Source organism: Streptosporangium lutulentum, assembly GCF_030811455.1.
Taxonomy (GTDB): Bacteria; Actinomycetota; Actinomycetes; order Streptosporangiales; family Streptosporangiaceae; genus Streptosporangium; species Streptosporangium lutulentum.
The window spans coordinates 8,312,054-8,328,388 of the sequence record NZ_JAUSQU010000001.1 but is presented as its reverse complement, the minus strand read 5'-3'; the positions used below and the strand labels follow the sequence as shown (position 1 = coordinate 8,328,388).

The 16,335-nt window shown below is 64.6% G+C and carries 6 protein-coding genes and 2 rRNA genes; 5 read left to right on the top strand and 3 right to left on the bottom strand.

Going from position 1 to position 16,335, the window contains the following annotated elements; translation table 11 throughout:
* Window positions 1-77: 77 nt before the first annotated feature.
* Window positions 78-3,213, bottom strand: a 23S ribosomal RNA gene (locus J2853_RS37580).
* A gap of 435 nt (window positions 3,214-3,648) precedes the next feature.
* Window positions 3,649-5,171 (bottom strand): 16S ribosomal RNA (locus J2853_RS37575).
* Together the 16S and 23S rRNA genes form the textbook arrangement of a ribosomal RNA operon.
* A gap of 632 nt (window positions 5,172-5,803) precedes the next feature.
* Here J2853_RS37575 and J2853_RS37570 point away from each other — a divergent pair.
* Both J2853_RS37570 and mgrA read left to right on the top strand, forming a co-directional pair.
* Window positions 5,804-7,864 carry a S9 family peptidase gene (locus tag J2853_RS37570; RefSeq protein WP_307565756.1) on the top strand — a complete coding sequence of 687 codons (2,061 nt, stop codon included), beginning with the start codon at window positions 5,804-5,806 and terminating at the stop codon, window positions 7,862-7,864.
* Window positions 7,861-8,889: an L-glyceraldehyde 3-phosphate reductase gene (gene mgrA / locus J2853_RS37565; RefSeq protein WP_307565754.1), complete on the top strand. Its 1,029-nt coding sequence runs from the start codon at window positions 7,861-7,863 to the stop codon at window positions 8,887-8,889. The genes J2853_RS37570 and mgrA overlap by 4 nt, the downstream gene beginning before the upstream one ends.
* A 64-nt stretch (window positions 8,890-8,953) precedes the next feature.
* Here the strand turns inward: mgrA and J2853_RS37560 are convergent, their stop codons facing one another.
* The gene (locus tag J2853_RS37560) at window positions 8,954-11,389 is read right to left on the bottom strand and encodes a lysylphosphatidylglycerol synthase transmembrane domain-containing protein (RefSeq protein ID WP_307565752.1); all 2,436 of its coding nucleotides are present in this window, start codon (window positions 11,387-11,389) and stop codon (window positions 8,954-8,956) included.
* A 96-nt stretch (window positions 11,390-11,485) separates the two neighbouring features.
* Between J2853_RS37560 and J2853_RS37555 the strand changes: the two genes are divergently transcribed.
* The 3 genes from J2853_RS37555 (at window position 11,486) to J2853_RS37545 (ending at window position 16,255) form a co-directional block, all read left to right on the top strand.
* On the top strand, window positions 11,486-11,923 hold the full coding sequence (locus J2853_RS37555; RefSeq protein ID WP_307565749.1) for an RpiB/LacA/LacB family sugar-phosphate isomerase: 438 nt from the start codon (window positions 11,486-11,488) through the stop codon (window positions 11,921-11,923).
* Between the two features lie 613 nt (window positions 11,924-12,536).
* The gene (locus J2853_RS37550; protein ID WP_307565748.1) at window positions 12,537-14,135 is read left to right on the top strand and encodes a M28 family peptidase; all 1,599 of its coding nucleotides are present in this window, start codon (window positions 12,537-12,539) and stop codon (window positions 14,133-14,135) included.
* Between the two features lie 107 nt (window positions 14,136-14,242).
* On the top strand, window positions 14,243-16,255 hold the full coding sequence (locus tag J2853_RS37545; RefSeq protein WP_307565747.1) for a molybdopterin-containing oxidoreductase family protein: 2,013 nt from the start codon (window positions 14,243-14,245) through the stop codon (window positions 16,253-16,255).
* The last annotated feature ends 80 nt before the right edge of the window (window positions 16,256-16,335 follow it).

Here is a 16,335-nt window from a genome sequence, read left to right as displayed (position 1 = left end):
CGCTGCTCCGGACCCGGCGAAGGATACAGAGCGCAGCGACAACCACCATCGGTTGACCTTCAGAGCACGATTGCTTTGTGGTCAAGTCCTCGGCCTATTAGTACCGGTCAGCTCCACACGTTACCATGCTTCCACCTCCGGCCTATCAACCCGGTCGTCTCCCGGGGGCCTTACCCACTCACGTGGTGGGAGACCTCATCTCAAGGCGAGCTTCCCGCTTAGATGCTTTCAGCGGTTATCCCTTCCGAACGTAGCCAACCAGCCATGCTCCTGGCGGAACAACTGGCACACCAGAGGTTCGTCCGTCCCGGTCCTCTCGTACTAGGGACAGCTCCTTTCAAGTCTCCTGCGCGCGCAGCGGATAGGGACCGAACTGTCTCGCGACGTTCTAAACCCAGCTCGCGTACCGCTTTAATGGGCGAACAGCCCAACCCTTGGGACCTACTCCAGCCCCAGGATGCGACGAGCCGACATCGAGGTGCCAAACCATCCCGTCGATATGGACTCTTGGGGAAGATCAGCCTGTTATCCCCGGGGTACCTTTTAGCCGTTGAGCGACGGCGCTTCCACATGCCACCGCCGGATCACTAGTCCCAGCTTTCGCTCCTGCTCGACCCGTCGGTCTCACAGTCAAGCTCCCTTGTGCACTTACACTCGACACCTGATTACCAACCAGGCTGAGGGAACCTTTGGGCGCCTCCGTTACTCTTTAGGAGGCAACCGCCCCAGTTAAACTACCCACCAGACACTGTCCCTGATCCGGATCACGGACCGAAGTTAGACGTTCAAAACGACCAGAGTGGTATTTCACCAATGACTCCACCACCACTAGCGTGATAGCTTCAAAGTCTCCCACCTATCCTACACAAGACGTTCCAAACGCCAATGTCAAGCTGTAGTGAAGGTCCCGGGGTCTTTCCGTCCTGCTGCGCGTAACGAGCATCTTTACTCGTAGTGCAATTTCGCCGGGTCTGCGGTTGAGACAGCGGGGAAGTCGTTACGCCATTCGTGCAGGTCGGAACTTACCCGACAAGGAATTTCGCTACCTTAGGATGGTTATAGTTACCACCGCCGTTTACTGGCGCTTAAGTTCTCAGCCTCGCACACCGAAGTGCGCTAACCGGTCCCCTTAACGTTCCAGCACCGGGCAGGCGTCAGTCCGTATACATCGTCTTACGACTTCGCACGGACCTGTGTTTTTAGTAAACAGTCGCTTCCCCCTGGCCTCTGCGACCCCCACCAGCTCACAAAGCAAGTCTGATCACCAGCGGAGGCCCCCCTTCTCCCGAAGTTACGGGGGCAATTTGCCGAGTTCCTTAACCACAGTTCACCCGATCGCCTTGGTATTCTCTACCTGACCACCTGAGTCGGTTTGGGGTACGGGCCGCCACGACACTCACTAGAGGCTTTTCTCGGCAGCATAGGATCACCCACTTCGCCACAATCGGCTCGGCATCACATCTCAGGATTACATGAGAGGCGGATTTGCCTACCTCTCTCCCTACATGCTTACCCCAGGACTACCATCGCCTGGGCTGGGCTACCTTCCTGCGTCACCCCATCGCTTACCTACTACCAGTTCAGGCCAGGCGTTCAGCCTCACCCCTACACACCCCGAAGGATGCAAACGAGGGACTTAAGGACCCTTAGTATCACTGGATTCAGTATTGGCGCATCGTAGCGGGTACGGGAATATCAACCCGTTGTCCATCGACTACGCCTGTCGGCCTCGCCTTAGGTCCCGACTTACCCTGGGCGGATTAGCCTGGCCCAGGAACCCTTGGTCATCCGGCGCAGAAGTTTCTCACTTCTGATTCGCTACTCATGCCTGCATTCTCACTCGCACGGCCTCCACGACTAGATCACTCTGCCGCTTCGCCGGCCGCACGACGCTCCCCTACCCATCCACACACCTAAACCACAAAGGCTCAGCATACGTGTGAATGCCACGACTTCGGCGGTGTACTTGAGCCCCGCTACATTGTCGGCGCGGAATCACTTGACCAGTGAGCTATTACGCACTCTTTCAAGGGTGGCTGCTTCTAAGCCAACCTCCTGGTTGTCACTGCGACTCCACATCCTTTCCCACTTAGCACACGCTTAGGGGCCTTAGTCGGTGGTCTGGGCTGTTTCCCTCTCGACTACGGAGCTTATCCCCCGCAGTCTCACTGCTGCGCTCTCACTTACCGGCATTCGGAGTTTGGCTGACGTCAGTAACCTTGTCGGGCCCATTAGCCATCCAGTGCTCTACCTCCGGCAAGAAACACGCAACGCTGCACCTAAATGCATTTCGGGGAGAACCAGCTATCACGGAGTTTGATTGGCCTTTCACCCCTAAACACAGGTCATCCCCCAGGTTTTCAACCCTGGTGGGTTCGGTCCTCCACGCGGTCTTACCCGCGCTTCAACCTGCCCATGCCTAGATCACTCCGCTTCGGGTCTACAGCATGCGACTCAAACGCCCTATTCAGACTCGCTTTCGCTACGGCTCCCCCACACGGGTTAACCTCGCCACACACCATAACTCGCAGGCTCATTCTTCAAAAGGCACGCAGTCACATCACAAACACTCCGAAAAGTGTTTACGCTCCTACGGCTTGTAGGCACACGGTTTCAGGTACTATTTCACGACCCCTCACCGGGGCGCTTTTCACCTTTCCCTCACGGTACTTGTTCACTATCGGTCATCAGGGAGTATTTAGGCTTACCAGGTGGTCCTGGCAGATTCACACAGGATTTCTCGGGCCCCGTGCTACTTGGGATCCCCTCAAACAGTCCAACCGATTTCGCCTACCCGACTCTCACGGTCTGTGGCGCCCCTTCCCAGAGGCTTCGACTATCGAAAGGATTTTTTACTGTTTGCAGAAACGGCAGTTCCTGCTAGAGGGTCCCACAACCCCGCCCGCGCAACGCCTGCCGGCTATCACACGCGAACGGTTTAGCCTGTTCCGCTTTCGCTCACCACTACTCACGGAATCACTATTTGTTTTCTCTTCCTACGGGTACTGAGATGTTTCACTTCCCCGCGTTACCACCAACCGCCCTATACATTCAGGCGGAGGCAACACCACATGACTGGTGCTAGGTTTCCCCATTCGGACATCCCCGGATCAACGTCTGGTTGGCGACTCCCCGGGGCTTAACGCAGCCTCCCACGTCCTTCATCGGCTCCTGATGCCAAGGCATCCACCGTGTGCCCTAAAAAACTTGGCCACAAAGATGCTCGCGTCCACTATGCAAATCTCAAACAACAAACAGCGACCGTATCCACCCCACCACCAGACACCCACACCCCCGCGAAGAGGTGATGAGCCGATGTGGCAGGAGAACAGTCCCGCAAACGAGGAACCAACGGCGCCCAACCCCACAACAGGGGCGAGCAGCCACTTACCCAGGCCACCACCCGACGGCGGTGACCCGAAAGCGGCCCGTTTCCTCAGGACCCAACAGTGTGTTCACCCCGGCCGAACCCCTGAAACCGTCGTTCCCACTCCCATGCTCCGAAGAGCGTGGGCGGTACTTGCCGGTCAGCGATCCCGCCGAACCGAGTAGCCAGTGCTCCACTAATGAGCGTGTCACGCAGGAAACATTCGCCCCTGACCGTGACGTAGACCCCGCAGCTTGCGCTGCACGGTCGGTGCTCCTTAGAAAGGAGGTGATCCAGCCGCACCTTCCGGTACGGCTACCTTGTTACGACTTCGTCCCAATCGCCAGCCCCACCTTCGACCGCTCCCCCCAGCAAGCTGGTTGGGCCACGGGCTTCGGGTGTTGCCGACTTTCGTGACGTGACGGGCGGTGTGTACAAGGCCCGGGAACGTATTCACCGCAGCGTTGCTGATCTGCGATTACTAGCGACTCCGACTTCATGGGGTCGAGTTGCAGACCCCAATCCGAACTGAGACCGGCTTTTAGGGATTCGCTCCACCTTGCGGTATCGCAGCCCTCTGTACCGGCCATTGTAGCATGTTTGCAGCCCAAGACATAAGGGGCATGATGACTTGACGTCATCCCCACCTTCCTCCGAGTTGACCCCGGCAGTCTCCAATGAGTCCCCAACCACCCCAAAGGGTGTTGCTGGCAACATTGAACAAGGGTTGCGCTCGTTGCGGGACTTAACCCAACATCTCACGACACGAGCTGACGACAGCCATGCACCACCTGTCACCCGATCCGAAGAGGCACCCATCTCTGAGTGTTTCCGGGCAATGTCAAGCCTTGGTAAGGTTCTTCGCGTTGCGTCGAATTAAGCAACATGCTCCGCCGCTTGTGCGGGCCCCCGTCAATTCCTTTGAGTTTTAGCCTTGCGGCCGTACTCCCCAGGCGGGGCGCTTAATGCGTTAGCTACGGCGCGGAAACCGTGGAAGGTCCCCACACCTAGCGCCCAACGTTTACAGCGTGGACTACCAGGGTATCTAATCCTGTTCGCTCCCCACGCTTTCGCTCCTCAGCGTCAGGTAAGGCCCAGAGAACCGCCTTCGCCACCGGTGTTCCTCCTGATATCTGCGCATTTCACCGCTACACCAGGAATTCCGTTCTCCCCTACCTACCTCTAGCCAGCCCGTATCGAATGCAGACCTGGAGTTAAGCCCCAAGCTTTCACACCCGACGTGACAAGCCACCTACGAGCTCTTTACGCCCAATAATTCCGGACAACGCTTGCGCCCTACGTATTACCGCGGCTGCTGGCACGTAGTTAGCCGGCGCTTCTTCTGCAGGTACACGTCAACTTCGTCCCTGCTGAAAGAGGTTTACAACCCGAAGGCCGTCATCCCCCACGCGGCGTCGCTGCGTCAGGCTTTCGCCCATTGCGCAATATTCCCCACTGCTGCCTCCCGTAGGAGTCTGGGCCGTGTCTCAGTCCCAGTGTGGCCGGTCGCCCTCTCAGGCCGGCTACCCGTCGTCGCCTTGGTAGGCCGTTACCCCACCAACAAGCTGATAGGCCGCGAGTCCATCCCTGACCGAAAAACTTTCCACACCCACCCCATGCGAGGAGGTGTCGTATCCGGTATTAGACCCAGTTTCCCGGGCTTATCCCAGAGTCAGGGGCAGGTTACTCACGTGTTACTCACCCGTTCGCCGCTCGAGTACCCCGAAGGGCCTTTCCGCTCGACTTGCATGTGTTAAGCACGCCGCCAGCGTTCGTCCTGAGCCAGGATCAAACTCTCCAAACAATGTCTGAAAAAGTTCACCCCAGCTGAAAGCACCCGCCCCTCACACAAGAGGGGCGCGTGTATCAACCAAAGGAATCCGTCCCCCACCCGCAAAAGGTGGGATGAACGGGGTTGTGCATCATGCACTGGCTTTTAACACACTGTTGAGTTCTCAAGAAACGGACGCGTACACCGGAGTGAATCAGAACCCGCAGGGCCCGACCATCCGGGGCGTTCGTTTTGTTTTATTGTGTTCTTTCGTTGTGCCTTTATTCTTTCAGACCCGCTTTTTCGTGTCAAACTCGCTTGTTTGAAGCGATTGACTCGATCTTGCTGGTCTTCATGGAATTCCGGCGACCCCGTTTCCAGGGCAACCCCTCAAACTTACCAGCCCTTGAGCGGCTCTGCGAACCGATCTTTGGAACCGCTGATTTGAAAGGGTCATCGGCAAACATGACGCAGCCATACGGAAGTCACCGGAGTGATCTGAGTGGTTTGCGCCGGACCTTGCCGACTTCGAAAGATTAGCAGTCCCCCAAGACCGCTCGGGACGTAACGGCGAAGCTCGCGAGGCCACGGGGGGAACGCGAGGAGACGGAGAGGAGGCGGAGGGACCAGGAACCGGGCTCGGCGGGAAACATAGACTCGACTGGGTGAGCAGCCAGACGCCGCCTACGGCGAAGAAGGTTCCCAGCGATCGCGTGCACCACGGGGACACCGTGGTCGATGACTACGCGTGGCTGACGGTCAAGGACGATCCGGAGACCGTTGCCTACCTAGAGGCGGAGAACGCCTATACGCAACAGGCGACCGCGCATCTCAAGCCCCTGCAGGAGAAGCTCTTCCAGGAGATCAAAGATCGCACCCTGGAGACCGACCTGTCGGTTCCCACCCGCAAACGCGGCTGGTGGTACTACTCCCGGACCGAGGAGGGCAAGCAGTACGGCATCCAGTGCCGGGTGGCGGCCCAGGGAGAGACGCCTCCCGAGGTGAAGGCCGGCGAGGCCCTTCCCGGTGAGGAGATCCTGCTCGACGGCAACGAGCTCGCCGGAGACAACGATTTCTTCTCCATCGGCACCAGCGCGGTCAGCCCCGACGGCGCCCTGCTCGCCTACTCCGTCAACTTCACCGGCGACGAGCGCTTCACCTTGAAGGTGAAGGATCTCACCACCGGTGAGGACCTCCCCGACGAGATCCCCGGGATCTTCTACGGCGGAGCCTGGTCCGCCGACGGCACCGCGTTCTTCTACACGACGGTCGACGACGCCTGGCGGCCCAACCAGGTCCACCGGCACACGGTCGGCACCTCGGCCGAAGACGACCTGCTCGTCCACGAGGAGACCGACGAGCGGTTCTGGGTCGGCGTCGGTCTCAGCCGCAGTGAGCACTACCTGGTGCTCTCCGCCGGGAGCAAGATCACCAGTGAGGTCCGCATCCTTGAGGCGGACGATCCCACGGGTGAGTTCCGCGTCGTGCGGCCCCGTGAGACCGGCGTCGAGTACGGCATCGACCACGCGGGCGACCACTTCCTGATCCTGCACAACCAGAACGCGGAGAACTTCGAGCTGGCCACCGCGCCGCTCGACGATCCCGGCAACTGGACGCCCCTGATCGAGCACCGCACGGACACCCGCCTGCTCGACATCGACGCCTTCCAGGATCACACCGTGGTCCACTTCCGCCGGGACGGCCTCACCGGCATCCGCATCCTGCCCAGGGACGCCGAGCCGTACGAGATCTCCTTCCCCGAGCCGATCTACGATGTCGCGCCCGCGGGCAACCCGGAGTTCGGCACCGGGCGGCTCCGGCTGGGCTACACCAGCATGGTCACCCCGCCCTCGGTCTTCGACTACGACCTTCAGGCGCGCGAGCTGGTCCTGCTCAAGCAGAAGGTCGTGCTCGGCGGCTACGACCCGGCCGACTACGAGCAGTTCCGCGAGTGGGCGACCGCCTCGGACGGGACCCGCATCCCGATCTCGATCGTGGTCAGGAAGGGCACGGACCGGCCCGCTCCCACCGTGCTGTACGGCTACGGCAGCTATGAGATGTCGATCGACCCGTCGTTCTCCATCGCGAGGCTCAGCCTGCTCGATCGGGGTTTCGTCTTCGCCATCGCGCACATCAGGGGAGGCGGCGAGATGGGCCGCCGCTGGTACGAGGACGGCAAGTTCCAGAAGAAGAAGAACACCTTCACCGACTTCGTCGCCGTCGCCCGGCACCTCAAGGACGAGAGCTGGTCGAGCGCGATCATCGCCAGGGGCGGTTCGGCCGGCGGGCTGCTCATGGGAGCGGTCGCCAACCTCGCCCCGGAGGTCTTCGCGGGCGTGGTGGCCCAGGTTCCGTTCGTGGACGCGCTGAACACGATCCTCGATCCGTCGCTCCCGCTGACTGTGATCGAATGGGATGAGTGGGGCGATCCCCTGCACAATGCGGACGTGTATGAATATATGAAGTCATACACGCCATACGAGAATGTAGACGACCGGGTCTACCCGCCGATCCTGGCCATCACCAGCCTCAACGACACCCGCGTCTTCTACCACGAACCCGCCAAGTGGATCGCGAAGCTCCGCGACGTCGCGAACGGCGGGCCGTTCCTTCTCAAGACGGAGATGGACGCCGGACACGGCGGCCGAAGCGGCAGGTACGACTCCTGGCGCGAGGAGGCCTTCACCCTCTCCTGGATTCTCGACACAGCCAAGGTGGCCCAATGACATATCTCGCAGCCGACGACCGCTATGACGAGCGGCAGCCGTACAACAGGGTGGGCAGGAGCGGGCTCAAGCTGCCCGCGGTCTCCCTGGGGCTCTGGCACAACTTCGGCGACGACAAGCCCTTCGAAGTCCAGCGGGACATCCTCAGGAGAGCCTTCGACCTGGGAGTGACCCACTTCGACCTGGCCAACAACTACGGCCCTCCGGCCGGCTCCGCGGAGACCAACTTCGGGCGGCACTTCCGCGAGGACTTCGCGCCCTACCGTGACGAGCTGGTCATCTCCACGAAGGCCGGATACGACATGTGGCCCGGCCCGTACGGAGAGTGGGGGTCGCGGAAGTACCTGCTGTCGAGCCTGGACCAGTCGCTGGAGCGGATGGGGATCGACTACGTCGACATCTTCTACAGCCACCGGTACGACCCGGACACTCCGCTGGAGGAGACGATGGGCGCGCTGGACCACGCGGTCCGGTCGGGCAAGGCGCTCTACGCGGGCATCTCGTCCTACTCCCCGGAACACACGGTCGAGGCCGCCCGGATCCTGAGGGAGATGGGCACGCCCCTGCTGATCCACCAGCCCTCGTACTCGATGCTCAACCGGTGGATCGAGGGCGGGCTGCTCGACGTCCTGGAGGAGGAGGGCGTGGGCTGTATCGCGTTCTCCCCCCTGGCGCAGGGAATGCTGACCGATCGCTACCTCGAGGGCGTCCCCGAGGGGTCACGAGCCTCGCTGGGCCGCTTCCTCACGCCCGAGATGCTCACCGACGAGACGATGCGGCACGTCCGCACCCTCAACGGGATCGCGGCGAAGCGTGATCAGTCGCTCGCGCAGATGGCGCTGGCGTGGGCGCTGCGCGACAAGCGCGTCACCTCGGTGCTGATCGGCGCGAGCAGCGTCGGGCAGCTGGAGAACAGCCTCGCGGCGGTGGAGAACCTGTCGTTCGCCGCCTACGAGCTGGAGGCGATCGACAAGGACGCGGTCGAGGCGGGCATCAACCTCTGGGCCCCGTCCAGCCAGGCGTAACCCGCCGCCCCGCTCCCCGGCCTCTTTACGGGCCGTTCGGCGAAGGGCCCCGTGAGGGGGCTCGTCACAGGGCATCGTGTCGCTGCAGGTAGGTGAACGAGGCCCAGCCGGGGAGCACCGGCAGCCAGAAGGTGAGCAGCCGGAACAGCAGCACGGCCGAGGTGGCGACCTCTCCGGGAAGGCCCGACAGGGTCAGGCCGACCGAGAGCGCCCCCTCGACCGCGCCGAGTCCGCCGGGGGTGGGCGCGGCCGAGCCGATGGCGTTGCCCGCGAGGAAGACGATGGCGACGGCGGCGAAGTCGATGGATCCGCCGAAGGCGCGGACGCAGGCGTCGAGGCAGACCACAAAGAAGATCGTCAGCAGCAGGGTCCCGGTGAACCCTTCGATGATCTTTCGGGGCGACTGGAGCACGTCCAGCAGACGCGGGATGACGCCGGAGAAAAGCGGGCGGGCACGCTTTATGATCATGCGGCGCAGCCGGGGGACGCCCACGACGACCAGGATCAGCACGGCGGCGACGAGCAGCGTGATCACTATCGTGCGCGACGGGGTGAAGGACGTGGCGGCGCTGGAGCCGGTGAGGTAGGCGAACAGCAGGAGTAGCGCGATGTGGAAGGCCAGCCCGATGAGCTGGGAGGCGCCCACGCTGGCCACCGCCTGCCCCGGCGAGATGCCGCGTTTTTGCAGGTAACGGGTGTTGATGGCGACACCGCTCACCGCGGGGGGCGCGACCAGCTTCACGAACGATCCGGCGAACTGGACGAGCACGGTCCGGCCGAGCGGGAGTTTCTCCGGCACGAAGCCCATCAGCATCAGCGCGGCGGCGACGTAGCTCATCATCGCGGCGACCAGCGCCACGCCGGTCCAGCCCCACTTGGCCGACGTGATCATGTTCAGGTTGATCTGGGTCAGGTAGTAGACCAGGAAGTACGCGGCGAAGGCGGTGCCGATGATGGTGATCAGGGTCCGGGGGCGGAAGCGCTCCAGGCGGACCGCCTCTTCGCCGTCGACCTCGGCCTTGGGTTCGAGCTCGACGATCCGTTCGCGGATCGCGGTGAGCAGTTCCTTGTTCTTGTTCAGCGCGGCCCTGGTCTCGCGGGTGAGCGCGATCCGCTGGAGCAGCGGGAGCGCGCCCGCCAGCGCACCCGGGCCGGCCACGCGCGCGGCCGCGGCGACCGCGCGCTCGGCGCCGACGCGCAGGCTGAGATAGGTGAGCAGCTGGGCGATGTCGAGGCGGAGCAGCAGGTCGCCGGCGGCGATCTCTCCGCTGCGGGCGTCCATGAGGACGACCCGGCCCTCGTTGTCGACGTGGATGCTGTCGCCGGTCAGCCGCCGGTGGGCGAGCCTCTGGACCTGCAGGAGCAGGACCTGCTCCCAGATCTGGGCGAGCAGGTTGTCGTCGATCTCGTCGTCGGGGATCTCCTCGAGCGCGCGGGTGGCGGTGTGCTCGTACGCGAGCAGCGCGGCCTCGGTGCCGATCTCGCTGGTGCCGACGAGCCGGGGAGTGCTGGCCCCGGCGGCCTGCGCGGCGTAGGCCATGAGGGCTTCGCGCTCCAGCTCGGCGCGGAGCGAGCGGATGGCCCTGCGGCGGGTCTCGGTGTTGAGCCGGATGCGCCGCCAGAGCCGGTAGAGCAGTCCGGCGACCTGGCGGTCGCGGTCGAGCACGGTGACGTCGAGACGGCTGCCGTCCTTGAGGCCGACGGCGTACCGGCGGCTGCTCTGGTGATCGTCGTCCAGCCTGCGGGCCTTGACCGGGGTGAAGCCCAGTTTGCGGATCGCCGCGACGATCGCGCTGCCCGGAGGCCGGGTGTTGGGGCTGCCGACGCCGTACAGGATCGCGTAGCCGATGGCCAGGCCGAGCAGGATGGAGACGACGATGCCGAGGATGGTGGCGGCCGTCGCGGCGAACAGGGCGATCGCGTTGAGGGCGACGGCGCTCCACAGCGCCGCCCGCCAGGTGGGACGGCGGGATATTCGTACCGCGGTGACGTAGGCGATGACCGGGGTGAGCAGGGTGTTGATCGGTTCGACCTCGCCCCGGCCGCCGGTCAGCAGGAGCCGCAGATCCTCCGGGCCCGCGTGGAGGATCCACTCGCCGAGGGCGAAGGAGAGCACCATCCCGGCGATGGCCGCGAAAAGCCCCTCGGCCACCCGGAGGCCGTCGCGGTGGAGCACCCTCTCGATCGCGAAGGCGGCGGGGACGCCCAGCATGGCCGCCCCGCTCAGCACGCCGACCAGGCCGCTGAGGAGGAACGGCGCCCGGTTCGTGCCGTCCGTGACGTCGCCTTCGAGGCCGTTGAGGGTCTTCTTCGCGACGAGCGCGAGCAGCACCACGGCCACCAGCACCAGCACCGTGGCCAGGAACCGCAACAGGTCGGAGGGGCGGCGGATTCGCTGCGGGAGCAACGGTTCGACGACGAGCACGGCGGAATCATCGCCCGTCGACCGCCGCGTGCCGTCGATGGGCGTCGCCTCATCCCATTGCTTGATTTCCGTCACCGCCAGCGATTCTGCCCGGTCCGCATTGCAAGTGCGTCACCGGCCTTCATTACAAGTGCGTCACTGATCTTCTTCTCTCACGTTCACAATTGAATTATGCGTATCTCGGTCGCCTCCGACAGCCTCGACGGCGTGGCTTCCAACTTGATCTTTGAAATCGAAAAAAGAGGTCACACGGTGATAGCGCACGGTGCCCTGACCGATGAACGGGCCGACTGGGCGTGGTGCTGTTCCCGTGCCGCCGAAGACGTCGTCTCCGGTGCCGCCGACCAGGCGATCGTGTGCTGCTGGACCGGGACCGGGGCATCGATCGCGGCGAACAAGATCGCGGGAATCCGGGCGGCGCTGTGCCCGGACGCGGCCACCGCCGCGGGTGCCCGGCAATGGAACGACGCCAACGTGCTGGCGATCAGCCTCCGGTTGATCTCGGCGCCCCTATTGGAAGAGATCCTGGACGCCTGGTTCGCCGCGAGTGCCAGTCTCGATGAGAACGATCAGGCGAACATAGCGTACCTGTCCGAGATCGAGAATTGACCCTCCGAACTGCGGTGATACTGGATCAAGGAGGTAACTGCCCGAAAAACTGATCATTATGCGCCGCCGTCCGTTCGCCGTCGCCCGCAGGGTTTCGTTCAACGATCACGGTCGTTCCCGCCGCGGCGCGTCTCACGGTGAGCAGCGGCCGTTCCCGTCGTGGCGCGTCTAACGCTGAGCATGGGAAGTCTCCCGCCCGTCAGGCCCGACGGCGGTGGCGGCGATCTCGGCCCTGACCCGGAGCGCACCGGCGCCCCCGGGTAACGGCCGCGTACAAAAAGGGAGGCGCGGGAACGGCGCCCGGTCGTGCCCTCGGAGCCTCCGCAGGAGGAGATCCCGGACGCCTGATTCGCCGCGGGTACCGGCCTCGGCCAGGGCGATCAGGCGTACACAGCGTACTGGTCCGAGATCGAGAATTGACCCTCCGAGCTGCGGCGATGCTGGATCGAGAAGGTGACGGCCTGAAAAGCTGATCATCATGCGCTGTCGCCCGTTCGTCACCGCCTACGCCGCCCACAGGGTTTCGTCCAACGACCGCGACCGTTCTCGCCGCGTCGCGTCTCATCGTGAGAGCGGGAGATCCTCCGCTCCATTCTCGCCAGAGGAGTTCCGTATGCGCGCCCGTAGAGAGCTGCTGGCCGCGATCACCGCGGTTGCGGCCGTGGTCCTGCCCGTCGCCCTTCCCTTCCCCTCCGGTGCGGAAGCGGATCGCGGAACGTCCGTCCCGGCGCCCAGAACATCCGACCTCACCGCGTCCCCCCCGCCGGCCGGCACGACGGCGACCAAACGGCACATGGAGCAGCTCCAGAAGATCGCCGACGCCAACGGCGGCACCCGCGCCTCGGGCACCCCCGGCTACGACGCCTCCGCCGCCTACGTCGCCGAGAAGCTTCGTTCCGCCGGGTACCAGGTCACCGAGCAGAACTTCGAGTTCCCGTACTTCCGCGACATCACGGAACCCGTGTTCAACCGGGTGTCGCCCGAGGCCAAGACCTACACGCGCAAGGTCGATTTCAGGACCATGACCTACTCCGGCTCGGGGAACGTCACGGCTCCCGTGGAGGGGGTGGACCTGGTCCTGCCGCCGACCCCCAGGTCGAGCTCCACCTCCGGCTGCGAGGAGAGCGACTTCGCGGGGTTCACCAGAGGGAACATCGCCCTGATCCAGCGCGGCGCCTGTTCCTTCCAGATCAAGGCCGAACTCGCACAGGCGGCCGGCGCCTCCGGCGTGATCTTCTTCAACGAGGGCCAGCCGGACCGGATTCCCGACGACCGCGTGGGCCTGCTGAGCGGCACGCTCGGCGCTCCCACCACGCGCATCCCGGTCGTCGGCACCACCTTCGGCGTCGGCGAGGAACTGTCCGCCGCCGGGACGACCGTGACGCTCACCACGAACACCGAGGGCGATCCGCACCGTAAGACACGCAACGTCCTGGCCGAGAGCCGGTGGGGCGACCCGAACAAGGTCGTCATGATCGGCGCCCACCTGGACAGCGTCGTGGACGGTCCCGGCATCAACGACAACGGCTCCGGCACCGCGGGCGTCCTGGAGACGGCGCTGACCACGAGCGGCACCCAGACCACGAACAGGCTCCGCTTCGCCTTCTGGGGAGCGGAGGAACTCGGCCTGCTCGGCTCCAAGCACTACGTGGGCGCCCTCACCCCCACGGAGCAGGACAAGATCAAGATGTATCTGAACTTCGACATGATCGCCTCACCGAACCACTTCCTCGGGATCTACGACGGCGACAACTCCGACGCGGTCGGCGCCTCGGCCGGCCCCCCGGGCTCGGACAAGATCGAGAAGTTCTTCGAGGACCACTTCGCGAGGTCCGACCTGCCGTACCTCGGCACCGACTTCACCGGCCGCTCCGACTACGGCCCGTTCATCGGCGTGGGCATCCCCTCGGGGGGCCTGTTCACCGGCGCCGAGGGGATCAAGACCCCCTCGGAGGCGGCCGCGTTCGGCGGCCGGGCCGGCGTCGCCTACGACGAGTGCTACCACAAGGCGTGCGACACCATCGCCAACCTCAACGACAGAGCCCTGGAGGCGAACGCCTCCGCGATCACGGCGGCGGCGCTCGCCTACGGCCGGAGCGCCCACCTGCCCGGCGGAAACACCACCGTCACCTCCGCCCCCGTCGTCTCCAAACGGGGAGGCGCAGCGGTCAAGCACGGGCCCGACAACGACCACACCGACGTTCCCCGGTAGCGCCCGCGAGGCGTGACGGGCGCCGTCGGGCGCCCGTGTGGGAGGGAGAGGGAACGAAGGCCGTACCCTCTCCCTTCGCCTTTTCCCACGCGGCTACAGTCGAGGGCATGTCATTGGGCGATTTGCGAGTACTGGGGGCGTGTCCGCTGGACTGCCCGGACACCTGTTCCTGGGTAGTGACCGTTCAGGACGGCAAGGCCGTCAAGATGCGCGGCAACCCCGACCACCCCTACACCCGGGGCGCGCTCTGCGTGAAGGTCAACCGCTACCTCGAACACACGCAGGCGCCCGACCGCATCCTCCATCCGATGCGGCGGATCGGGCCCAAGGGATCCGGCCGGTTCGAGCGGATCAGCTGGGACGAGGCCCTGGAGGAGATCTCCGTACGGCTGCGCGGGATCGTCGACGAGCACGGCGGCGAGGCCATCTGGCCGTACATGGGCACCGGGACGCTCGGCTACATCCAGGGATCCGAGGGCGTGGCCGGCCGGCGGTTCTGGAACGTTCTCGGGGCGTCCAGGCACCACCTGAACATCTGCGCGGCGGCGGGCAACACCGGACTGTCGCGGACCTACGGCACTTCCGGCGGCATGGACCCGGAGACGTTCGCCCTGTCGAAGCTGATCCTGCTCTGGGGCACGAACACGCTGACCAGCGGCCACCATCTCTGGAAGTTCATCCAGGACGCCCGCGCGGACGGGGCGCACGTGGTGGCGATCGACCCGATCCGCACCCGGACCGCCGAGCAGGCCGACGAGCACCTGCCGATCCGGCCCGGCACCGACGCCGCCCTCGCGCTCGGGCTGATGAACGTCGTCCTCTCCGAGGGGATGGAGGACCGGGACTACCTGGACAACCACACGAACGGCTGGGAGAACCTCCGGGCGGAGATCCTGCGGTATCCCCCGGAGCGCGTGGCGGAGATCACCGGGCTGCCCGAGGCGGACATCCGAGCCCTGGGCGTACGGCTGGCGCACACCCGGCCCACCGGCATCCGGACCACGATGGGCATCCAGCGGCACGCGGGCGGCGGAACCGCGATGCGCACGATCGCCGCCATCCCCGGGGTGACCGGCGACTGGCGCCACCCCGGCGGCGGGATCGCCTACTCCACCAGCGGGCACATCCACCTGAACATCGACACCCGCGACGACCTGCTGGCCGAACCGGTCCGCACGCTTCCCATGACCCGGCTGGCCGAGGGGCTGGACGAGTCGGTGAAATGCCTGTGGGTGTACGCGGCCAACCCGATGGGCTCCACCTCCGACCAGAACCGCATCCGCGAGAAGCTGCTGCGCGAGGACCTGTTCACGGTCGTGATGGAGCAGTTCCCGACCGACACCGTGGACTACGCCGACATCGTGCTGCCCGCGACCATGCAGATCGAGCACACCGACCTGCACGCGGGCTACGGGCACATGTATCTGATGTGGAACGAGCCCGCCGTCGAACCGCCGGGCGAGTGCCTGTCCACCGCGGAGACGTTCCGCCGCCTGGCCCGGCACATGGGTCTCACCGAACCGTCCCTGTACGACTCCGACCTGGAGCTGGCCGAGCAGCTCCTCTCCTCCGGCCACCCGTCGCTGACGGGCATCACGGTGGACCGGCTGCGCAAGGAGGGGTGGGTCCGGCTCAACGTTCCGCAGCCGTTCGTGCCCTTCACCGACGGCTTCCCGACGCCCTCGGGGAGGATGGAGTTCGGTTCGGACCCCGCCTACGTCCCCTCGCACACGGCCTCGGCCGAGCGCGGGGCCTATCCGCTGGCGCTGATCACCCCGGCCTCTCACATGTTCCTCAACACCACCTTCGGCAACAACCCCGAGCTGCTGCGGCGCTCGAAGGGGCCCCGGGTCCTGATCAATCCCGAGGACGCCTCGCGACGGGATCTGAGCGACGGGCAGCGGGCCCGGGTGTTCAACGACAACGGCGGGTTCGAGGCCGTGGTGGAGGTCAGCGAGAAGGTGCAGCCCGGCGTGGTGGCCTCCACCAAGGGACACTGGCGCAAGCTGAGCCCGGGAGGCTCGACGGCGAACGCGGTCGTGGACGAACGCGACGCCGACATGGGCCGGGGCGCCGTCTACCACGACAACCTGGTCGAGATCAGTCCTTGTCCTTCTTGATGAGGGACCTGACGGTGCTGAGCGCCTCCGGCTCCTGATCCACCGGTCAGGAGCCGACCGGCGTGTTCTCCCGCCCGCGG